At 37.8% G+C, this 25,627-nt stretch carries 6 protein-coding genes; all 6 read right to left on the minus strand.

The genetic code is table 11. The features are described from left to right. Positions 1-130: 130 nt before the first annotated feature. Positions 131-7,465 carry a MopE-related protein gene (locus C7S20_RS17205; protein ID WP_159039972.1) on the minus strand — a complete coding sequence of 2,445 codons (7,335 nt, stop codon included), beginning with the start codon at positions 7,463-7,465 and terminating at the stop codon, positions 131-133. An 832-nt stretch (positions 7,466-8,297) separates the two neighbouring features. Further along, the gene (locus C7S20_RS17210; RefSeq protein WP_107013626.1) at positions 8,298-17,708 is read right to left on the minus strand and encodes a CARDB domain-containing protein; all 9,411 of its coding nucleotides are present in this window, start codon (positions 17,706-17,708) and stop codon (positions 8,298-8,300) included. 101 nt (positions 17,709-17,809) lie between these two features. Then, on the minus strand, positions 17,810-19,864 hold the full coding sequence (locus C7S20_RS17215; RefSeq protein ID WP_107013627.1) for a S8 family serine peptidase: 2,055 nt from the start codon (positions 19,862-19,864) through the stop codon (positions 17,810-17,812). Between the two features lie 158 nt (positions 19,865-20,022). Beyond that, the gene (locus C7S20_RS17220; protein WP_107013628.1) at positions 20,023-21,702 is read right to left on the minus strand and encodes a right-handed parallel beta-helix repeat-containing protein; all 1,680 of its coding nucleotides are present in this window, start codon (positions 21,700-21,702) and stop codon (positions 20,023-20,025) included. After that, positions 21,699-22,340, minus strand: coding sequence for a response regulator (locus C7S20_RS17225; protein WP_107013629.1), 642 nt, complete (start codon positions 22,338-22,340; stop codon positions 21,699-21,701). Before C7S20_RS17225 ends, C7S20_RS17220 begins: the two co-directional genes overlap by 4 nt. Before the next feature lie 61 nt (positions 22,341-22,401). Next, entirely contained in the window at positions 22,402-25,389 is a 2,988-nt protein-coding gene (locus C7S20_RS17230; protein WP_159039973.1) for a ligand-binding sensor domain-containing protein, read from the minus strand. Between the last annotated feature and the right edge of the window lie 238 nt (positions 25,390-25,627).

Here is a 25,627-nt window from a genome sequence, read left to right on the forward strand (position 1 = left end):
TCTTTCCGGGGATGAGAAACATAAAGTATTAAAAATAAAGATTGTAAAAAAGGGGAAAAACACCCTAATTGACTAATAATCAATAAAAAAGACTCCCGAAAATGGGAGTCTTTTACTCATTGAGCTATTTTTATTTAATAACCTTAATTTGATATTCCTGGGTTGAACTTTTCACCACAAAGAGATAGATTCCTTCCTCCCATCCACTATGATCTAGTGGCCAGTAGTATTCTCCCCCATCTTTACTTACGTCAATTGAAGTTTCATCCAGTTGTCTTCCGTAGAGATCGTAAGCTCCTATGTGGAATGTTTCGTCAATTTCTCTTGGTGAAAAATTAAACCACACACCTTCTGGCTGAAGAGGGTTGGGATAAACGGTTAATCGATAGCTGTTCGAGTATAAGGACAAACTTGCTGAATAACAGCCAGTAGAAACCATGGTCCTTTTCTTTTCCTTTCCTTTGCTATCTTTCCAGGAAATAGTTACCTGAGTGATTCCTTTGGGATGTACAGGAGTATAGAAATAATTATCTCCGGGATTTGCTATAAAGGATCCTCTTCCTGCACTTCCTTTATATTTCTTAACCTGCCAATTCACCTCTACACTACATGAAGAAGGATTGTTGACCAGCCAACGGCTCATATTTTCGACATCTGAGCATACTTCCGAAATATTAAGTATATCATTACCTATACATTCAAGAGGTTCGTCAATTCCATCACAATTCTGATCTATTCCATCTCCACGAACATCAAAGGCTCCTGGATAAATGGAATTATCTGAATCATCACAATCAGTGTTTAATAAACTGTAACCTTCTCCAGGATCTGAACAATAAGTTTCCCCAGAATCAGATTGAGCTCCAAAGCCATCATTGTCATTATCAACATAATAAATTGTGGTAGCCCTACCGATATTTTCATCGAAAGGATCACAATCTTCTTCATCAGCAATTCCATCATTATCATCATCTGGATCACAGATATCTCCCTCTGCATCCCGGTCATAATTTTCCTGAAGTGGATTATACGTAAAAGGACAATTATCCAGAGAATCAACTATTCCATCACCATCAGAATCTGTTCCTTCCACAGTATCAGGTGTATTAGGGTCACAATCATCGTCAATTCCGTTCCCTAAAATTTCGGTTACGGAAGGATTAATAGCAGAATTGCTATCATTACAATCGGTGTTGTCGGCAACATATCCTGAAGGAGCTGAGCAAGCCTGAACAGAAGTGGCCGCATCTCCATATCCATCAGAATCGATATCTGCATACCAAGTAGAGGCGGTACTCAGGTCAAGATTAGGATCCTCATCATCAATCAATCCATCGCAGTCATTGTCAATACCATCACAGACTTCTGTAGCTCCCGGATGAATGGTTGCATTATTATCAACACAATCGGTGTTATTTAAAACATAACCGGAAGGTTGTGTACAAGAAGTAGTCGAGACTGCAGGATCACCATAACCGTCACTATCAACATCCGCATACCATACCGTATCAGGATTGATAGTAGCATCCGTATCATCACAATCGTTATTATCTAAAACATACCCGGAAGGAGCTGAACAAGCCTCAATAGTATTTCCGGGATCGCCGTAGCTATCATTATCAGTGTCGGCATAATACGTAGTTTTCACGCCTTCATCTACCTGTCCGTCACAGTTATTATCTACACCGTCACAGACTTCTATAGCTCCGGGATGAATGGCAGCATTGCTATCATCACAATCGGTGTTGTTCAAAACATAACCCGTGGGCTGTGTACAAGAATTAGTCGAGACTGCAGGATCACCATATCCATCACCATCGGTATCTACATACCAGGTTGCAGGAGAAGCGCCATCATCAATTTGACTATTACAGTCATTATCTTTTCCGTCACAAATCTCTGGAGCTCCGGGATAAACCGTATTGTCGTTATCATCACAATCGGTGTTGTCGCCAACATATCCTGAAGGAGCTGAGCAAGCCTGAACAGAAGTGGCCGGATCTCCATATCCATCAGAATCGCTATCTGCATACCAAGTAGAGGCGGTACTCAGGTCAAGATTAGGATCCTCATCATCAATCAATCCATCGCAGTCATTGTCAATACCATCACAGACTTCTGTAGCTCCCGGATGAATGGCAGCATTGCTATCATCACAATCGGTGTTGTTCAAAACATATCCCGTGGGTTGTGTACAAGAATTAGTCGAGACTGCAGGATCACCATATCCATCACCATCGGTATCTACATACCAGGTTGCAGGAGAAGCGCCATCATCAATTTGACCATTACAGTTATTATCTTTTCCGTCACAAATCTCCGGTGCTCCGGGATAAACCGTGTTGTCGTTATCATCACAGTCCGTGTTATCGGACACATATCCTGAAGGAGCTGAACAAGCCTCAATAGTATTTCCAGGATCACCGTATCCATCATTATCAGTGTCGGCATAATACGTAGTTTTTACGCCTTCGTCAATTTGTCCGTCACAGTTGTTATCCACACCGTCACAGACTTCTGTAGCTCCCGGATGAATGGCTGCATTATTATCATCACAATCGGTGTTGTTCAAAACATAACCCGTGGGCTGTGTACAAGAAGTAGTCGAGACTGCAGGATCACCATAGCCATCTCCATCGGTATCTGCATACCAGGTTGTGGGAGAGGCACCATCATCAATTTGACCATTACAGTCATTATCTTTTCCGTCACAAATCTCCGGTGCTCCGGGATAAACCGTGTTGTCGTTATCATCACAGTCCGTGTTATCGGACACATATCCTGAAGGAGCTGAACAAGCCTCAATAGTATTTCCAGGATCACCGTATCCATCATTATCAGTGTCGGCATAATACGTAGTTTTCACGCCTTCATCTACCTGTCCGTCACAGTTATTATCTACACCGTCACAGACTTCTATAGCTCCGGGATGAATGGCAGCATTGCTATCATCACAATCGGTGTTGTTCAAAACATAACCCGTGGGCTGTGTACAAGAATTAGTCGAGACTGCAGGATCACCATATCCATCACCATCGGTATCTACATACCAGGTTGCAGGAGAAGCGCCATCATCAATTTGACCATTACAGTTATTATCTTTTCCGTCACAAATCTCCGGTGCTCCGGGATAAACCGTGTTGTCGTTATCATCACAGTCCGTGTTATCGGACACATATCCTGAAGGAGCTGAACAAGCCTCAATAGTATTTCCAGGATCACCGTATCCATCATTATCAGTGTCGGCATAATACGTAGTTTTCACGCCTTCATCTACCTGTCCGTCACAGTTATTATCTACACCGTCACAGACTTCTATAGCTCCGGGATGAATGGCAGCATTGCTATCATCACAATCGGTGTTGTTCAAAACATAACCCGTGGGCTGTGTACAAGAATTAGTCGAGACTGCAGGATCACCATATCCATCACCATCGGTATCTACATACCAGGTTGCAGGAGAAGCGCCATCATCAATTTGACCATTACAGTTATTATCTTTTCCGTCACAAATCTCCGGTGCTCCGGGATAAACCGTGTTGTCGTTATCATCACAGTCCGTGTTATCGGACACATATCCTGAAGGAGCTGAACAAGCCTCAATAGTATTTCCAGGATCACCGTATCCATCATTATCAGTGTCGGCATAATACGTAGTTTTTACGCCTTCGTCAATTTGTCCGTCACAGTTGTTATCTACACCATCACAGACTTCTTTAGCTCCCGGATTGACTGTAGCATCATTGTCGTCACAATCAGTGTTGTCGGCAACATATCCTGAAGGAGCTGAACAAGCCTGAACAGAAGTGGCCAGATCTCCATATCCATCAGAATCGTTATCTGCATACCACGTGGAGGCAGTACTCAGGTCAAGATCAGGATCCTCATCATCAATCAATCCATCACAGTCATTGTCAATACCATCACAGACTTCTGTAGCTCCCGGATGAATGGCTGCATTATTATCATCACAATCGGTGTTGTTCAAAACATAACCCGTGGGCTGTGTACAAGAATTAGTCGAGACTGCAGGATCACCATAGCCATCTCCATCGCTATCTGCATACCAAGTAGAGGCGGTACTCAGGTCAAGATTAGGATCCTCATCATCAATCAATCCATCGCAGTCATTGTCAATACCATCACAGACTTCTGTAGCTCCCGGATGAATGGCTGCATTGCTATCATCACAATCGGTGTTGTTCAAAACATAACCCGTGGGCTGTGTACAAGAATTAGTCGAGACTGCAGGATCACCATATCCATCACTATCAACATCTGCATACCATACCGTTTCTGGATTGATAGTAGCATCCGTATCATCACAATCGGTATTATCTAACACATAACCGGAAGGTTGTGTACAAGAAGTAATCGAGACTGCAGGATCACCATATCCATCACTATCAACATCTGCATACCATACCGTTTCTGGATTGATAGTAGCATCCGTATCATCACAATCGGTATTATCTAAAACATATCCTCTAGGTTGTGTACAAGAAGTAGTCGAGACTGCGGGATCTCCATATCCATCACTATCAACATCTGCATACCATACCGTTTCTGGATTGATAGTAGCATCCGTATCATCACAATCGGTATTATCTAAAACATAACCGGAAGGTTGTGTACAAGAAGTAGTCGAGACTGCGGGATCACCATATCCATCACTATCAACATCTGCATACCATACCGTATCAGGATTGATAGTAGCATCCGTATCATCACAATCGGTATTATCTAAAACATAACCGGAAGGTTGTGTACAAGAAGTAGTCGATACTGCGGGATCTCCATATCCGTCACTATCAGCATCTGCATACCATACCGTTTCTGGATTGATAGTAGCATCCGTATCATCACAATCGGTATTATCTAAAACATATCCTGTAGGTTGTGTACAAGAGGTAGTCGATACAGCCGGGTTACCATAACCATCACCATCCGTATCTGCATACCATACCGTTTCTGGATTGATAGTAGCATCCGTATCATCACAATCGGTGTTATTTAAAACATAACCGGAAGGTTGTGTACAAGAGGTAGTCGATACTGCGGGATCTCCATATCCGTCACTATCAACATCTGCATACCATACCGTTTCTGGATTGATAGTAGCATCCGTATCATCACAATCATCATTGGTTGAACTCCAGCCGGTACCAGGATCACTACAGAATAAGGTCCCTGGATCACTGCTATCTCCATAGGTATCACCATCGCTATCAACATAATAACGTAATGGAGTCTCACAATTAGGAAGAATGTTAACGGTATAATCCTCAACTTCGCCATACTGAAATTCCTCACATGGAGAAGGCTTAGAATACATTTTCATAGAAATCCGCATCCTCGTTGGCCCTAAATTAGTAGTGGCAGGAACGGTAAAATCAGCACTGGCTACATTATTAGAACTACTAATATCTATTGCCAATTCTCCGGGATCTTCAAAATCTCCATCAGCATTATAATCAATCCACGCCCTATAACTTTTTGGAAAGCCTGAACCGGAAGGACCGGTGTTTTCAATTGTAATATTGTAAAGATTTTCCTGTTGAAGATCTGTAGAAATTGACGTGAAATCTGTATATCCTGAATCATCCCCAGTAGATGAGTTATCAATTGTAGAAAATGCAACTCTAGTAATAGAAACGCTAGCATTTGTTCCACTGGATGAACAATAGTCGGTGGTAGAAAAAATCACCGAATTAGTATAGTCAGATGGACTTCCAGCACATATACTTCGAATCTGAACTTCATATTCGGTTAAAAGTTCGAGGCCATTCAACGTATAAAAAGGATATCGAATATCGGGAATATTATTCCAAATTGTAGATCCGGTTTTTCGATATCTTAATTCATAAGATGTGACCCCCTCAATAGGATCCCATGAAAAGGAAGCATAATTGCTTCCCGCGCCGGTAAGAATAAAGTTTTGAGGTACTGTTGGCCCCGTACAGGCAGCGGCCTCACCAAGAAAAATGGTATAATCTTCAACTTCACCATAATTATCACCATTACAGGGATCTCCAACTGACGTATAATGAGTTCGTATTCGCATTCGTTTTGGACCGGCAGGATAACCTACAGGAGCCGTTATATCTGCCAGAAACTGATTACCTCCATTCTCTGACTCATACATTAATTCCGAAGAATCAAAAATTTTATTATCATTCCAGTCAATCCAAACAGACAAGTAGGGATTATAATCCTGGGTTTCTCCCACATCAACAGTTAAAGCCTGGATTTCTCCTGGAAGAATACATGTTGCTAAAGAAGTATAATCAGCATACCCCTCTCCAATACTAGTGTTGGAGATTCCCCCTATATTAACAGAGGCTATGTAAAATTCATCTAAATAATTGTTTGGAGGATTAAATAAACAATATTGCGCTGATTCGTCATAATTCGCTACATAATGTTTCATCTCCCTGACTGTCCTCGCCCCATCTCCTTCAACAGGATCGCCAGCCGCTTGTCCTAAATGAGTAACACCCGGATCTGAAAAATAGGGTATGTGTGTTGTTGGATTTCCATCAGTAAATTCTGTTGAATTCTGATAGGTCATTATATCAGAATAATATAAGCCATCAGAACCCTGCCATCTCCATCCTGCAGACCAGGTATTTTCCGGCCAGTCATACCAGTTTGTGGGCCCCGGATCGGTGGCTTGATATTTATTATGTCCAACGCCCATCATATGTCCGATCTCATGAATAAATGCATCGGTATATAAGGCATAATTTACCCTGACGTTAGAAAAGGCTTGTGCAGGTGCTCCGAAACGAGATTTTAACGGAGTAGAAATACCTCCATTACCAGAGGTGGGATAAGATGTAAGCATAATTACCAAATCCCCAGCATAATTTTTTCGGAGCTCATGAACATTATCTAAAATTCCGTCATTAATCTGCAAAAGAGCTCCCCAATCTGTACCCAGGCTTTGTTCGGTGTAATTTACCTGTTCCGAATGACTTAAATTAAATACTACGCCTACGCCATTGTTAGTTACAACCTGATTCGCCTGAGAAATTGCACTTGCTATTACTGCATCTATATCGGTGCCATTGTCTATAGCCCATGTTGAGGCTGCCGGAGTGTAAACTACCAACAAATTTATTGTTGCTGTTTCCTGTTCTCCTGGTAAAGTGACTGAACAACTTGAAGGGTCAACAATAATATTTGATGCCTTAAAAGAATTATTTAAATTTTTTGAGGTTTTTTTCTGTATTCCATCTGAAGAAGTTCCACATTTAAAGTCTTTATATATTTTTTCATCCAGGCGAAATAAATAAGTTTTACCTGTAGCAATATTTTTCTTTGTAATATACCGGGCATTTAACTCAGGTATTTCAATATTTATTAAATAAGAACTTTTCGAAATAGTGATATACCCGAAGGCATATTCATAATTTTTAAGTTTTAAATTTATTGAGGTTACTCCGTTAACATCAGTATTCATATTCTGAATAACAGAATTGAATTTCCTATTGTCAAATAATTCCAATTTGATGAGATCACCTTTGTTTAACCTTTTATAATTTTTAATTTCCGAATTAAGCTGAAAAGGCCTTGCTCTACTTGCATTGGAGAAAAAAGGCCGATTTCTCTCTGCCGATCCAATTTCGCCAGGAATTGAACCTCCCTCATTAATATTAATTTGATTTTGCGCAGTTATTGTTAAAGACAATAAAATTGAAAGATAAAATAGATTATCTCTTAAGAAAAGGTAAAAATTTCCCATTGTTAGAAGTGTTAGTTAGTAAAATTACCTGTAGGAAAAAGCAGATCAATTTTAAAAGAAAAGGGACAACTTGTAGGGAATTTAATATTATACAATTTCTTGTATAAATTTTAAATAATTGGATACCAATTATTTGGAAGTTTAAATTAAGGGCTTTTATCGTTTTCCTATATAAAGGAAAACCCTTTATTTTAGTTTTTCCTTATCATTATTTTCATAGCTATAAATTTTATAAAGGTTCTCTCTATCTCTTAGGAAATCAGTTAATAAGGATCTTTCAAATTTGCTTCGATTGAAAGCTTTCTAGCGGTTATTTTTTTTCAGTTCAATCCAATCTTGCTTAGAATTTGATTATAAATATCTTTAATTATAAGTAAAGAGTCTCGTAGGGAATACCGAATGGGATTTGTAATCTTTCTGTATCAAAAAAGTAGGTTGGTGCAATATAAATAATCATGTAAATTCTGAAAAGGGGAAAAACACCCTAATTAACTAATAATCAATAAAAAAGACTCTCTAAAGTGAGAGTCTTTTACTTATTGAGCTAATTTTATTTAATAACCTTAATTTGATATTCCTGGGTTGAACTTTTCACCACAAAGAGGTAGATTCCTTCCTCCCATCCACTATGATCTAGTGGCCAGTAGTATTCTCCCCCATTATTACTAACTTCAAGAGAAGTCTCATCCAGCTGTCTTCCGTAGAGATCGTAAGCTCCTACGTGGAATGTTTCGTCAATTTCTCTTGGCGAAAAATTAAACCACACACCTTCTGGCTGAAGAGGGTTGGGATAAATATCTAATGTCATCCCTATATCGCTTGATAAAGTACTTGCCATTTGTAATGAAGCTGCGAGCGGACAATTAGCATTATTTGCGTTGGCATACAAAGAACTCAGGTCATTAGCCTCTTTGTTCCCATATACAGGATTATCAAAAAGTTCTCTCGTTCCATCAAGAATTTGATTTGCAGTTAATGGAAAGTCCACGCCGGTATTACAGGCATTTAAAAGAGCAGCTGTTGCTTCTTTAGCTAATTTATTAAAGCCTCCGCCTTTTAATGTCAAAGCTTCTTGCAAGGTCAATGATGGGGCTCCTATTCTTGAGGTATTCGTAATTGCAAAAACAGTGAAAAAACTTTGATTTTGGGAATAACTTGAGCACCAAAGATTTGTGGTAAACCAATAATCTGTACTACATCCTTCTCGATCAACAACTACCTGATTAAGAGGACAAACTGCATTATTAGCTAATTCAAGTTCCCCTCTTAAGGCCTTTGCTTCATTTCTACCGGCAGCAGGATCATCAAAAACAGCCTGCACGCGTGAAACTATATCAACTTCCGTAATGGAATATAAAACACCTGTATCACAAGAGTTAAGAATTGCAGCTGTAGCCTGTTGCGCCAGTTTTCCCCATTCTCCTTTTTTACCATCCAGGGAAGAAAGGAGTGTAAGATGACCAAGTCCCTGTTCATTTGTAATTCCAAAAGTAGAATAGAAATCGTCCTGTTGATTATGACTATCACACCAGGTAATCCTATTTTTCCAGAAATCGGCTGAGCAACCTTCATCACCCAGAGTAATAAGATCTCCATCTAAACAATCATTATCAATACCATCGTTAGGAATTTCTGTCATGCCGGGATTGATTTCTGGGTCAGAATCATCGCAATCACCTGCCCTGGAAGTGTAACCAGGTTCTGAAGCATTACAAGTTTCAATAGCTCCGGTCTCGGTACCGTATGTATCTCCATCTTCATCCGGATACCACGTATAAAGTGAATAGTCTCCTAATGTAACTTCAAAGATCACCTCCTGCTCTACTGAGTTTCCATTTGAATCGGTAACTGTAAAGAGAACAGTCTGTACACCAAGATCTTCGCAGGTAAAATCTACACGATCGAATATCATTGTAGATATGGCACAATTATCTGTACTTCCATTATCAATATCATCAACTGTTAATGTAGCTATTCCATCAACATTAAGAGATAGCGTAGCATTTTCCTGAACTACAATGGTTGGTGGTTCGTTATCTTCCACTACTATTTCAGCAGTTAATTGAGCGGTAAAACCATTGATATCAGTAACGAAAACTGTATAAGTACCACTTGAGACATTTTTTAAGTCTTTTGAGTCAGCTTCAGTATCTTCTGGTGCTAATCCATCATTATCCCAGTCGTAACGATAAGGCAAAGTACCTCCGCTAACATTCAATATCACCGAACCATCTGCTGCAGAACTACAGCTTTCATTAATTACTGATGAAGAAAGATGAAGATTTTCGACAAACACAGCTACAATAGATTTATTAGCATCCATGGTAACACTTGTACTGCTATTACTTTGGGAGATATCGCCGCGCCATTCCAGGAATGTCCAACCTTCAGCAGCAGTCGCAGTTAATTGTACTGTCTCATCTGAGCTATAAGTTAAATTATCAGGTAACTTTGCTACGGTTCCCTGTCCCTGAATATCAACCGCCAAGGTATAGGAGGCATCTGGAATAGGTTCAAAAATTGCAGTAAAATTCTTATCTGCATCTACTAAAACAGAGGCTGGATTTTCAGAACCGGTAAGGTCTCCAGTCCAATTTTTAAAGTACCATCCCTGTGCAGGAATCGCCTGAACAGTTACCTGATCATCCTGTGCATATTTGTATAGGAGAGGATCTTTTTTAATTATACCCTGACCTTGAGTATTCCCCTTAAGGACAAACTGGGCTGCAGTGCAAAATTCCCCGGTTATAGAATTATCAAGAATATCATATTCAGGTAAAGATGTATTTTGAATTTCAGCATATATTTTATAATCTGTATTAACTACAGTCCATTGAATTGCCGTAGACAAACTACCGTTGGCTGCTGCTGAAATCGAGTTTTTGGCTATAGGAATCGTATCGTTTTGGGCTATATAATAAAACTGAATATCAGCATCTACATCAAGATCTCCTTCATTGACCAGATTTGCTGTAATATTCACTTCTTCTCCACCAACCGGACATTCAATATCAAAATTAAGGCTTTCAAATGTCAGGTTTGGAGCATCACCAACTATAATAGCCCTCGAAGCTTCGTTATTAGATTCATTAGATTCACCAATAAGATTATCAGGATCTACAAATCCCCTAATAATCCTGGTTCCTCCAGTCGAACTTGCAAACGGAGCTGAAATTGCAATAGTTCCATCCTGACCAGGATCAAGTGCCGGTATTTCAATTTCTTCACCTAATAAAACATCATCGACTACTACTTTCGCCATAAAAGGATCTGATCTCATTACTCCTATATTTTCATACGATAGGAATATATTAATAGGTTCATCTATGTCTGGATTCAACTCGGTAGGTGAAATATACTCAGACAAAACTCTTAGATCTGGCTGTGGTTCCCTGATAAAGATTGATTTTTCATAACTGTTATTGGCTTCATTACATTCTACATAATTATCAGGGTCATCTACAGTAACCTTCAAAATATGTTCTCCGGCTTCTGAAAATGTATAAGGAATCTGCACCACAATGCCTGAGGAGTAAAAAGTTGGTCCCACATTAGTTAAAGTTGTACTGGCTATAGGTTCACCATCCAGATAAAAATTAACTTCAGCATCGGGAGCTGTAAAAAGACCCTTATTTTTAATAAAGGCTTCGAGTTGCTGCTGAGTATCACGATAAAATCCGCCATTCCAAACTCTTCCTGCAGGATCCGGCTTGAAGTCAATACATAAAGGCATAGTTGCCTGATTGTCATTTTCAGATACTTCAACTATAGAAAAACCGGGGTCAAGTACTACTTGTACATTATGATTACCATAGCTGGCAATACTGGTTTGGACAGAACGGGAAATAGTCATTCCCGGATCAACATTTTCTGTGATCGTTAGTGATTCTTCTCGCTGCTGCCCATTTTCAGTAATAATAAATTTGATATCAAAAGGGGCTATAGCCGTACCTGTACCATTATTTCTAAAAGTAGCCTGTATCTCAAAATTTGTACTTTCAAGAGGTAAGACCGGATTTACCGTCAAATTATCAACGTTAATCTTAAGATTGGGAAGCTCCGGCGGAGGTGGTAAATGTGATATTGTTTTAGAATAGTTGTTATTAGACTCTGAATATTCGGTAATTGCTCCTTCTTCATCAACTTTTACAGATAATACGTGATCATTAGTATCATTAAAATTATAAGGAACTTCAAAAACAAAAGCTCCGCATTTATCTATTTCCGAAACAGTTTCAGTATGAATTAGATTATCATCTATATAAACATTGGCGTTAAATGCTGATGTCACACCTACTCCACCAATATTATTCACACGAATATTAAAAGTGGTTGCCTCCAACATATTCACCCGTGAAGGAATGCTTGACTGATATGATATAAGATCCGGAGAATTTGGAAGAACCGTTACTGCCCTATTTGTTGAATTATTGTATTCACTGCTTTCGGCTACGGTATTATTTGAATCAGCAGTAGAAATAAAACTACAATTGTTAGGATTCAGGCAATTGGTAACAGAATTCACAGTGACTGAAAATGGAAAGCTTTGAGAAGCTCCGGGTTCTAAAGAGCTTATAGCTACTTCCCCTATCACTTGCTCACAATTATAATATTTGAAGGTGAAATTTTCAGCAGTTAAATTGCCTATATTTTTAACTGTAGCCGTTCCGGAAACCTGTTCCCCTGCTAAAAGATTAGCGTTAGAAAGACTAATGTCTGATATTAAATCGGGGCTTGGAGGAGTTTCTAAAACCTCAAATGTCAAAGGTCCATACTCTTGTGATAATGTATAATCTGTAATGTCGCCCGATACTGAATAAGTTCCAGGAGTATCTGGTACCTGAATATACAGGTCAAACGTCCCATCTGATCTGGAATAGGTTTGACCGGACCTTCCTCCTTCTATTGTGCCGGTTAAAGTTGCTCCTGCTACATCTGGATCTACTCCTTCAGCAATTCCATAATAGATTGAATTACCAGTAATATGAATATAATCTTTTGGATATAATTGATTTTCTGTTAAAGAAGCGTTGATCGTTATACCTCCGGGAATTACATAATCTCCTACTATAACCGGCCTAATTGCAAAATTGTCAAGTTCATTCTGCTCATCAAGTAAATCAGTTTCATCGATAACAACCTTTATTGGGTAAAATTCAGCTATAGCAAAGCTATGCTCCCACTCAAGGGTCAAGGTTGAATTTGCTTCAATTAAAGGAACAGTTTGTGAAAATAATTGCTGATCTTCCGCATAGACCGAAACCACAAAATTCTCAGCCGGATAATCTGAAGGATTATGAATTCGCGCATAAATTTTTATGGGTTCGTCTAATGCCGGATTTTCTTTACTAAAGGAAATATCACTTGCAAATATTGATAGATCCAGTAGATTATCGGAAACAAAAGGAGCCGCACTAAAAGAGGTTTCTACCATACAGCCATCTGCAGTTTCAGTTATAATTCTGGAATACCATTGTAATTCTTCGAGATTTGTAACGCTGGCCGTATATATTTTTCCATCAGTAACGTCAGTATCTGTGACATCTAATTCCTGCATACTTATTATTCGATCAAGTGGATCTAAAGCATCCCCATCACCGTTAGCATCTAATTCGACTTTTGGGAAACCATTCGCAGGTAATGAGCCATCAGGATTGGAATAAACCACCTTAAATTCAAAATTGGCATCAGTAGTTCCATTTTGAGGTGAGACGAATTGATCAAGGTTGTAGGAAGCTACAGAAGATAAAGTAGCCGTAGCTGCAACTTTTACGTCAAACGTCTGATCTTTTGTGGCAATATTTCCGACCGCATCACTAACTTTCCAGGTGATCACTGTTGTTCCTTGAGGTAATGTATAATTATCGAGGGAAATTAATTGATTTCCAACAAAGGCTTCAACAGTATATCCGCTACAGTTATCTATTACAGTAGGCTCTACGATTTGAACCTCTCCTGAACAGGCAGAAGTAACAATCGGATCGTTTAATGTAATTGCAGGAGAAAAATTATCACTAACCTTTACGTTTACTGTACAGGTTCCAACGTTGCCGTAATAATCGGTAACACTCAAAGTTACGGGAATTGTTTTACCGGCGTCCGTACAAGAGAAGCTCGAAATACTAAGTTCTTTAGTATCAATTCCGCAGTTATCCGTAGAACTCACCTCTATATCAGAAAGATTAATACTGGCGCCTCCATTTTCATCCAAAAACACCTCAAAATCCTCGTTGCATTGTACCTGAGGAGATTCGGTATCTCCTAACATACCATTCAAGGGTGTCATATTGTATAGAGGGCCATCAAGAGAAGTATTATATTCAAAGACGTTCACGTAATATTCCTGGTATTGTTCTAATCCTGAAACTGCAACCGAACTTCCTGTTCCGTCAAACACAACATATCCTCCTCCTAACAAATCACCATTACCATACACAGCATTTGCAGAATATGTCGTTAGATTTGTAGGAGTAACATTTATAGGTTCATTACTTAACACAACAATACGTCCGTCCCCGTCTCCATTCGTCCATGAAATAGTAGGGTTTGTAGTGCAATTATCAGTAACACTTAAATTTGATGAAATGGTGGTTGGTGGTCCAAGGGTTTTTTGGCTAGAGGTGTAGGCGGGAACCATGTAGAGCTCTCCTGTACTGGATAGGGAATATTCATAGAACGAAAAATAATATTCTTTACCAGCGTTTAAACCGTCAAGGCTAAAACTATTGCCAACATCATCATATACAACGAAATTTCCATTCCCTATTTCCTGACCTGATCCGAAAGTGGAGTTTGAATTATACGTAGTAAAATCGGCAGGGTCTGTACTAACGGGCCCTCCTTCTCTTGCAAGCACTAACCTTCTGGAACCATTCCCTGCGACAAAGTTAACATCAAAAGAATTATAATTAATATTGGTGAACTCTGCCGAAGAAACTTGTGTAATAGGTCTTTCTCCATATGTTTCCAAAGCAAATTTATATCCTGGCCGTAGATAGAGTCTTCCAGAACTTCCATTGTATTCAAACAAAGCAAAATTATAATTAGTTCCAGATTTTAAATTCGAAATGTTTACATTATTACCACTTCCAGAATATAAAACAAAGTTACCTGTAGTACCAATTTCATAATAGGAATTGCCCATGCCACCAGCGTAGCTAGAATAAGATTTTAAATCTTCAGGTTCAACTGACACGGGGCCTTCTTCTCTTCCAATTAATATTCGAGAAGTTCCGTCACCTTTGGTCCATGAAATATTTATATTACTTGTGCTTCGGCTACTTATAAACGCATTACTGGCCTGAACAGTAGGAGCAGAAAGCGTAGCGCCACTACCTTCTAAATAAGTATCCGTTAAATAATAAGTCTCGGTACCACTCCCATTATATTCAAAAACTTTAAAATAATAAGTAGTAGATGGATTTAAACCATAGAGCCAAGTACCAGAACCTCCCGTACCACTATAAACTATAAATTCTCCAGGAGCTATTTCTGTACCATTTCCAAAAGTTGCATTTGCAGTATAGTCAATACCATCTTCAGGTACAGCAGTCACAGCACTACCTTGTTTAGCAATTACTACGCGTTTTTGCCCATCTCCTGGAGTAAAATAATAGACAAAACGATCCCCATCATTATAACTTGTCGAAAAGCTACTACCCGCCACTGTAGGATAAGAACTGGTAAGCTGACTGCCAGTAGCACCAGGTCTTAAATAAACCGGACCATAATTGCCGTTATATTCAAATAAAGCAAAATGATAGGTCACATTCGGATTTAATCCCGTTATCCTTATTGATGTTCCACTTCCTTCGTATAGAACTTTTTGATCATTGGTTTCTATACTGTAGCTATTACTTCCAGAATAGGCCAGTGCATTGGAATAAGAACTATAATTAATTAAATCCTGAGGCTCTGCGTCCACGGCGATTTCCGGCCGCCCTATCAAAATTCTACGTGTTCCATCGCCATTGGACCAGTTGACTGTCATCTCTGAGCCTTTTACATTACTAAAAGTAATATTACTCGCCTGCATAGTAGGAGCAGAAAGCGTAGTGCCACTACCTTCTAAATAAGTATCCGTTAAATAATAAGTCTCGGTACCACTCCCATTATATTCAAAAACTTTAAAATAATAAGTAGTAGATGGATTTAAACCATAGAGCCAAGTACCAGAACCTCCCGTACCACTATAAACTATAAATTCTCCAGGAGCTATTTCTGTACCATTTCCAAAAGTTGCATTTGCAGTATAGTCAATACCATCTTCAGGTACAGCAGTCACAGCACTACCTTGTTTAGCAATTACTACGCGTTTTTGCCCATCTCCTGGAGTAAAATAATAGACCAAACGATCCCCATCATTATAACTTGTCGAAAAGCTACTACCCGCCACTGTAGGATAAGAACTGGTAAGCTGACTGCCAGTAGCACCAGGTCTTAAATAAACCGGACCATAATTGCCGTTATATTCAAATAAAGCAAAATGATAGGTCACATTCGGATTTAATCCCGTTATCCTTATTGATGTTCCACTTCCTTCGTATAGAACTTTTTGATCATTGGTCTCTATACTGTAGCTATTACTTCCAGAATAGGCCAGTGCATTGGAATAAGAACTATAATTAATTAAATCCTGAGGCTCTGCGTCCACGGCGATTTCCGGCCGCCCTATCAAAATTCTACGTGTTCCATCGCCATTGGACCAGTTGACTGTCATCTCTGAGCCTTTTACATTACTAAAAGTAATATTACTCGCCTGCATAGTAGGAGCAGAAAGCGTAGTGCCACTACCTTCTAAATAAGTATCCGTTAAATAATAAGTCTCGGTACCACTCCCATTATATTCAAAAACTTTAAAATAATAAGTAGTAGATGGATTTAAACCATAGAGCCAAGTACCAGAACCTCCCGTACCACTATAAACTATAAATTCTCCAGGAGCTATTTCTGTACCATTTCCAAAAGTTGCATTTGCAGTATAGTCAATACCATCTTCAGGTACAGCAGTCACAGCACTACCTTGTTTAGCAATTACTACGCGTTTTTGCCCATCTCCTGGAGTAAAATAATAGACCAAACGATCCCCATCATTATAACTTGTCGAAAAGCTACTACCCGCCACTGTAGGATAAGAACTGGTAAGCTGACTGCCAGTAGCACCAGGTCTTAAATAAACCGGACCATAATTGCCGTTATATTCAAATAAAGCAAAATGATAGGTCACATTCGGATTTAATCCCGTTATCCTTATTGATGTTCCACTTCCTTCGTATAGAACTTTTTGATCATTGGTCTCTATACTGTAGCTATTACTTCCAGAATAGGCCAGTGCATTGGAATAAGAACTATAATTAATTAAATCCTGAGGCTCTGCGTCCACGGCGATTTCCGGCCGCCCTATCAAAATTCTACGTGTTCCATCGCCACTGGACCAGTTGACTGTCATCTCTGAGCCTTTTACATTACTAAAAGTAATATTACTCGCCTGCATAGTAGGAGCAGAAAGCGTAGTACCACTACCTTCTAAATAAGTATCGATGAGATATTCAGTAGAAAAATCGCTGCCGTTGTATTCAAAAACTTTAAAATAATAGGTGGTCGAAGGATTTAAACCGTATATGTAAGCTCCCGTATTGGCATAATAAGAGTTGCCATTATATACAACAAACTCTCCAGGAGCAATTTCATTTCCCAGACCAAAGGTAGAATTTGCTAAGTAATCGGTGCCATCCTTGGGAGTAGCTGTTATCGCATTCGTACCGGCTATAATTATTCTTTTTTCACCATCACCTTTCGTGAAATTTACGTAAAATCGATCCCCATCTATATTCGAAATACTCCAATTCGAAGAGGCGGTAGTTGGTGCCTGCGCATAAAAATTAAAACTCAGTAAAAATATAATTCCTACTAAAAGTTTATGCATCCTGCATGCATGGAAGAGGCTAATTTTAGTTTCCATAAGTATACTCTTTAATGGTTAGTTATAAATTGAAATATTTAAAGAAGAGTATGTAGGGAAACTCTTTATTTTATAATGGTTATTTTAGATGTATGACTGTATTAATACTCTACCGTTATTTCATTGGAACAATAGGCACTATTGGGAATGCAAACTTTTATAGTTTCTATACCACTACCTTTGCCTATTTGTAAAGTTTCATTTCCATCATTTGGTACTGTAACATATAGGCTGCCATTTCTATAGATTTCAATGTTATCGGAAGTACCCGAAGGAGTCCAGGAAAGATTGGCATAAGATCTACCTCTACTTGTACTTACTTCTGCAGATAATTGAAGGTCTACCGGCTGGGGCTCAGGAAGGGGTTGAACTTTTATATACATCTGTTTATTGTCAGTTCCTCCCCTATCATCGGTAATAACAAGAGAAACTTCAAATATTCCTTCTGCTTTATAGGTATAAGAAGGATTATGAAGATTAGAGGTCGAACCATCCCCAAAGTCCCAACTCCATTTTTGAATTGAACCATCAGGATCCGTACTTCCATCCCAAAAATTAACCTTTAAACCTTCCGAGGAAAATCCAAAATCAGCAATTGGAGACATATTGGCCAACAGCGATGGGTCATCTACAAATACTGGAGTAATGGTTTCAGAACAATTAACATAACTCAATTCACATATTTGAAATACATCGTCGCCTTTGCCTGTGGTCGTCAGTTTGTATACTCCCTCATTATACCATTGGGAATATTTTATGCCGTTTTTATAAATTTCTACCATCTCATCATTGGTCGGATCCCAGGTGAGTGAGATAGTTATTGTTCTCTTATCTTTATATGCTAGGGCTTTTAAATTAAGATTTGGTGGATCTGGTGGTGTAAAACTAACTTGACCCCACTGGCTATTTAAAAAGTTGTTATTACCGTCTACTACGTCATTAATATAGTTCGATGTGGAATTTGCAATAATGGCATTACTGACCTCTTCGGGCGAGGAATCATTATTTTTTTCGAGATATAATGCTACTACTCCAGCTACATGAGGTGAAGCCATAGAAGTACCACTTTTTTCAGTTGACGAGGTATTATCTTCGTTCGAAGCAGAGGTAATATTAACCCCTGGAGCATAGAGATCAACACAGTCACCATAATTAGAAAAATAAGCCGCCCTGTTATAAATATCGCTGGCACCAACTGTCAAAGCTTCGGGTACTTTTGCCGGGGAATAAAGACATGCATCATCTCTACTGTTTCCGGCCGCTATTACATAATTAATTCCTGTTTGAATAGAGTTTTGAATGGCTATGTCTAGGGGATTAGTTCCAGAATTAGATGGACCTCCCAAACTCATATTGACCACAGCTGGTTTAATTGCGTTGGCAGTAACCCAATCTACTGCAGCTATCACCCTTGATTCAGGAGTACTACCAATGCAACCAAATACACGCACCGAAACTAATTTGACTTCTTTAGCTACTCCAAAAGTTTTTCCACCAACGGTTGCGGCTACATGAGTTCCATGACCGAGGCAATCCTCACCAGCATTTTGATTTGGATCAGTATTTCCAGGATCTTCTTCAAGAACAAAATCATGGCCATTGGAAGCTCTTCCTTCAAATTCTTCATGGGAGTAATTGATCCCAGAGTCAATAATATAAGCGGTTACCCCTTTCCCTGTAGCTGTATAGGTATAAGCCCGATCCATTTTGATCTCTCGTTGATCAATTTTGTCAAGTCCCCAGGTAGGATAATCCTGAACGGTAATATCTCCATTGGTAGCCAGAGTTTGATCTTCCTTTATAAATTCTACCAACGGATTATGTTTTAATGCTTCTAACTGATTTGGATTTAAGTTAGCAGCAAAACCTGTAAGGGTATGTTTGTATTTATATTTAACCTGACGATCAGGAATATTTAGTTTTTGAGAAAGATTGTTCAGTACTGATGCCGCCTGGGAACTCATAGCAGCTGGTTTGGAAGATAAAACAATTATATATCCGGCCGCAAATTTATCAGAATTTTGCCTTACCGAAAGATCAGATTTATTATAACCATTTTCTTCTACTATATTTTCCCGTGTACAAGACCCAAAAATCAATAAAATAATTAATAGGAAAGCAAATCGGAAAAAGCCCTTAAATAAATTAGTTTTCATAAGATTCCTTTTAAAAATTAATTTTCTAAATAATTACACTAAAGGATTGAGGGCTTAAATCCGGCTCAAGCTTGGATTTATAATTTTAAAAATAGATGGAATAAGAATAGTAATCAATCCCCTTTTGGGGGGATAAAATCCAAAAAGTTAAAATTAAATTATTTAAAGGTGGTAAGAACTGACTGTTCGCAGGCAGAAAATTTATTATTTTGTTTAAGTGCAGAAATTAAGGGGATAAGGGAATCTGAAGGTTTTGTATTGATGATTTTTATTCCCACAGGATAATTCTTAATGATATTCTTTTTATCTGGCGTGGCTCCTCCTATTAGATTTTCATTCGCATTTTCCAGGGAAATAGCATATTTACTCGATGATAGTGATGCTTTAGGTTTAGAAGATGACATGAACTTGTTATCGTAAAAACAATTAAAATCGGCGTTTTTTATTTCAATTCCCGCGATTGTGTTGCCTGAAAATAGATTATCGTGTATGGTGTTATATGCGCAAATGGTATCTTCTGCTATCATTTTTATTCCAACTCCATTAGACAGGTTTATATTTCCAGAACAATCAGTGCCAATGAAGTTATATCTAACGATATTAAGTTGTGTGCTTTCCAGTAAAATACCGGTATCATCGCTATTGGCAATTATATTTTCTTCGATGATATTGGAATAGCTCCCAACGCAATGAATTGCAATACCATTCCCAAGATCCAGTTTACCCTCTACATCAGTGCCAAAGAAGTTACCCGAGATTCTGTTATTTTTAGAAAATATTCTAAAATTTATCTTTGGATTAAATCTATCTGCAACATATACTCCCGTTTCATTTCCGGCAATAATATTTCCCTGCCCGGGCAGGCCTATTATATTTTCTTTACTAGCGCGTATAAATATCCCTTTTTTCTGTACTGGAAGAGATATATTTTTATTCACATCAGGACCCACTATATTGTTAATAAAGGTAATATTACTACTTCTTATTTCCACACCATACTCATTAGCTGAAATTAAATTTGAACTAATAAAATTATTATTCCCATTAGGAGAAAAATCTAAACCTGTAATTTGCCCTGTTTCCTTTTTCCCAGTCCAATCTGTTCCTATATAATTTCCTATTATTTTATTTTTGGAAGATGAGATCAACATCCCAGCCCAGTTTCCGGAAATAACATTTCGCTCATTCTCATTATAACTTCCTATTTGATTATTTTCAGAAATCACGTAAATCCCAAAAATATTAGGCAATCTAGTTTTTCCGTCACCTTCAACTCCAATAAAATTAGATTCTATAAGATTATTTTCCGTATTGATGTTTATTCCACATCCCATACTAAATTCGATAATCCTACCTTTTGGATCCACAATTTTTTTTCCAAATCCTCCAATGACGAATCCTTTGATAATACTTCCTGAACTATTTCTTTCTAATTTAAAACCCGTTGGAGTTAAATCTTCATTTTCTATACGCTGTTTTCGAGTAACCCCGCGAACTTCGGCGCCATCCAGAATTATTTGTAAGCAACCGGGTTGATAGTCTTTTTGAGTAGTCGCATCTAAAATTATTGTTTCGGTTAGTTTGGGAAGATTCTTCTTTAATTTTATACGGTGAGGACCTATGCCGGGAATATTGAAAAAGACGAGTGTCTTATCTGGATATTTATTAGCGTTTTCTATTGCTGCACGCAGGGTGCAATTTCCATTCTTATCGGCACATACTTTATCAGCCAAATCAATATCGGGATAATCATCTGAACTATTGACCGTAAATTGATCCTGAGCAATCAAATTTGCATAGAGAAATAGGAAAGAAAAAAATAGCATCATTTTTTTCATTCCAGTTCAATTTTTTCAGATAGTACTTTCGCTATTGCCTCTTTCCCACAGTTTACATGAAGTTTAGTATAAATATTCTTTAAATGCGAACGGCAGGTTTCGTAGGCTATCCCCAATTCTGATGCCATATATTTTATACTGTAACCTTTTACCAGAAGGTTTAAAACCTGAATTTCTCTTTCAGTAAGATCGTAAGAGAATGTTGATTTTCTTTCTATCTGTTTGAAAGAGCTTAAGACTTTTTTTGCTATCGAAGGCGACATTGGTGCACCGCCTTTTTCAACTTCTTTAATTGCCTTTACCAATTTGAAAGGTGAAGTTTTTTTCAGAACGTAGCCATCTGCTCCGGCACATAAACTTTTAAAAAGTTTTTCATCATCTTCAAACTGGGTGTACATCACAATATGAATAAGTGGATTAAATTCCTTTATTATTGGTATCGCCCAGATACCGTCTTTACCCGGCATATCTATATCTAAAATAACAATATCCGGATTTAACTTTTCCAGTATATTTTTCACATCTAAAACATTTGAAAAATCACCCACAAGAAAATATCCTTCCTCGTTTTGAAGCAAGGAAACCATAGATGCCCTTAGAGAATCATTATCCTCGAAAATTAAAAGGCGTGAATTCATACACCAATTTACATATAATCCTAACTCTTATCTATCCCCTTTATAGGGCAGAATTGATTTTCTAGTTCCTTCCTAAAAATTTTTTCCACAAATTCGGTTTATCAACAGGCAAAGAAATACTTATTGTTGTTCCTTTATTTATTTCGGAAGTTATTTCTAATTGTCCTTTCCAGTTCTTTATGCGTTTTTTCAGGTTCACCAAACCATTTCGGTGCGTGATCTGCTGAGGATCAAAGCCCCGGCCATCATCATGGTATATTAAACGAATTGAGTTACCAATTTTTCTTATTTCAATAGTGACATTTTGAGCATTTGAATGCCTTACAATATTGTTTATGATCTCTTTGCTTATTAAAAAAAGCTCCCGTCTCTTATGCATCTTAAGATTTACGGAACTAAAATTTTCATTTTTTATAATCTTATAAGATATATCAGCACTTTCCAGGAATTCTCCGGCATAACGAATTATTTTGGCTATTATCTCCTCTACAGATTCATCGGTTAACCTAATATTCCAAACAATTTCATCTAAAGCTTCTGAGGACGCCCGAACTTCCTTTTCAATATCTTCCAACACTTTCGTAACCGATTCTTTCTGGTTTCTGTAAATAGCTGAAAGCAAATTAATTGAAGTTAAACGTGATCCAAGATCGTCGTGGAGATCTGCTGATATTTTATCTTTCACCTTCTGCATTTCCATCCATCGGTTTAGTCTATACCTGTAAACGGAGTAAATGACTAAAATTATTAGGGTAATAATTAGAAAAATAAACCACCAGGTCCGCCAGAATGGTGTGTCAATATGAATTCCCATGGTACTTACCGGTGCAAATTTATGAATTACATTATTTAAACGGACTTTGAATTTATAATCTCCCGGTGGCAAATTGGTGTAGGATGTAAAATTACGACTTCCTGAATTTATCCAATTTTTGTCATAACCCTCAAGCATATATTGATAATTAAAGTTATCTGAAAAAAGATAATTTGGAGCTGAATAGGTTAATGCTAAAGAATTTTGATTGTAACTGAGTTGGATATTTTTAAGATATACAGTATTCGTATCCCTTTTTATAGGAATATTGTCTACTAAAACCTCGTTGATCCTAACATCGATCTCTTCGGGTTTATACTTAAAATTATCAGGCGTAAAGAAGTTTAGTCCGTTGATCCCTCCAAAGTAAATGGTGCCTTCGGTATCTTTATAATATGAACCGGCTATAAATTCCTTACCCTGAAGACCATTAGCAGGATGAAATTGCTGGATTTCCTCAATATTTATTTTATCGCCGACCTTTTCGTAAGTCAGACGAAGTAATCCTTCATTGGTGCTGATCCATAATTTTCTGGAATTTTCCTCCACAATCCCATTAATGATATTGGTAGTAAGACCACTTTTTTTACCAAAATTTATAAATTTTCCCGTATTTAAATTAATGGCATATAATCCCTTTCCAGAAGTACCGATCCATAACCAGTTATTCAGGTAATAAAGAGTATTTATAACCACATTTTTCAACTCTCTGTTTACAGTTTTACTTAACTCTTGAAATTCCAGATCTTTTTCACTGAAAAGTTGAATTCCTCCAGGATCAAATCCTACAGCGATGAGCGAATCATTAATTCTTGTTATAGATTTAACCGCGCTATTATCCGCGCCATGAGGAGAAAATTCTTTTACCTCTCCAGATGATTTATTTAAAGAAATTAAACCGGAAGACTGACTACCAGCCCAAAGATTATCCTGCGAGCCTTCCAGTAAACACCAGATGATCTTTTTTTTCTCCTCCTCATCGTCAAACACTTTTTTTTCATTGGTTTTTGAATTAATTACGGCAATCCCGCGCCCGTGAGTTCCCATCCAAATATTTCCTTGCTTATCTGCCCGCAGTGCATTGATTCTCAGTTTATTTTCGGTTTTAAAAAGGGAATCTACTTTGATACGTTGGAAAGAATATTCATCAATCTGTTTGATTAGATTCCCATCTGCAGCTAGCCAGAGATTATTATCCTTATCTTTAGTGATGGCCCGCGTTTGATATAATGAAATTTCTTTTGATAGATTTTGGACATCTAAAAAGTGAAAATCTCTAAAACTCTTATCAAAATAGTTAATACCTCCGCCTTCCGTGCCTATCCAAATAGCGCCTTCACTGTCTTCAAAAATGCACAAAATATAATTGCTTGAAAGGGTACCTCGCCTATTTTTATTGGTTACCAAATGCTCATTATTCCTATATTTCTTATCTAAAAGATATAAGCCCTGCCCATAAGTTCCCAACCATTGCATAGCATCATCTTTATGATGATGTGATAAATGAACATATTTAGGAGCATTGGATTTATGGAATTGGTTTGAATTTACCGGAAGTACGAATTGATATTCCTTGGTGTTGCCAAAAAAAAGATTACCAAATAATTCTTCAGCCCATATAATATTTTCACCGGATAAATAAGAAGCGGTATGGTTTTTCTGTATCTCATTTATCCCGTTATCTGTAAGTATCCAAATTTTATTAGTAGAATCTTTGAAAAGCTTATTGATTTTATCGGAGCTGATTTTATTAGATAAAGGTGCAGTAGCATAAAAACGACTAATAATATCCATATTCCTATTTACCAGGTAAACTCCATCATTCCTGGTAGCCAGCCATATTTTGTTATCATCTTCTATCAATAGGTCTATCAAAGGAGGAATAACAATCTCTGAATTATTAAATTTCAAATACTTGCAAAAATCGCCTGTCTTAAGAGCCATCTTTTCAAGTCTGCCCCCACGAACTATCATCCATAAATCTTCGCCGTACACTTCTATTCTTCCCGTTCGCACATCAGTTCCGGAAACATTAAAATCAAACGATATAGGATAATAGGTGAAATTAGTACCATCATATTTGTTAAGGCCATCGGGAGTAGCGATCCACATATAATTTAAACTATCCTGGGTAATATCAAGCACGGTATTTTGAGAAAGCCCATTTTCAACACTTATATTCCGGAACCAATAGTTCTGCTCCTGACTGCTTAATAAGTTTGAAAAAAAAAGCAAAAGGTTTAAAAAAATAAATTTCCAAATACTTATCATAGAAATTGTTACGCGACTACAAATCTAATTTAGTATAATAAACTGGATTTAAACAGGGGAAAATCACCCCCCAATTCAAGTTTGAATATTATTAAATATTATATTTTCTAAATATTTTCTAATAAAAAAATTTCTTTAAATAATAATTAACGGCACAGTAGGCCGAAGTTAGAGATTGAATGATTACCTTAAATAACGAATC

Source organism: Christiangramia fulva (assembly GCF_003024155.1).
Classification (GTDB): Bacteria; Bacteroidota; Bacteroidia; order Flavobacteriales; family Flavobacteriaceae; genus Christiangramia; species Christiangramia fulva.

Bases quoted from the DNA above. Each gene is read 5' to 3' on its own strand.
- C7S20_RS17205 (WP_159039972.1), bottom strand. From the start codon at position 7,465: ATGAATACTGATGTTAACGGAGTAACCTCAATAAATTTAAAACTTAAA.
- C7S20_RS17210 (WP_107013626.1), bottom strand. From the start codon at position 17,708: ATGGAAACTAAAATTAGCCTCTTCCATGCATGCAGGATGCATAAACTT.
- C7S20_RS17215 (WP_107013627.1), bottom strand. From the start codon at position 19,864: ATGAAAACTAATTTATTTAAGGGCTTTTTCCGATTTGCTTTCCTATTA.
- C7S20_RS17220 (WP_107013628.1), bottom strand. From the start codon at position 21,702: ATGAAAAAAATGATGCTATTTTTTTCTTTCCTATTTCTCTATGCAAAT.
- C7S20_RS17225 (WP_107013629.1), bottom strand. From the start codon at position 22,340: ATGAATTCACGCCTTTTAATTTTCGAGGATAATGATTCTCTAAGGGCA.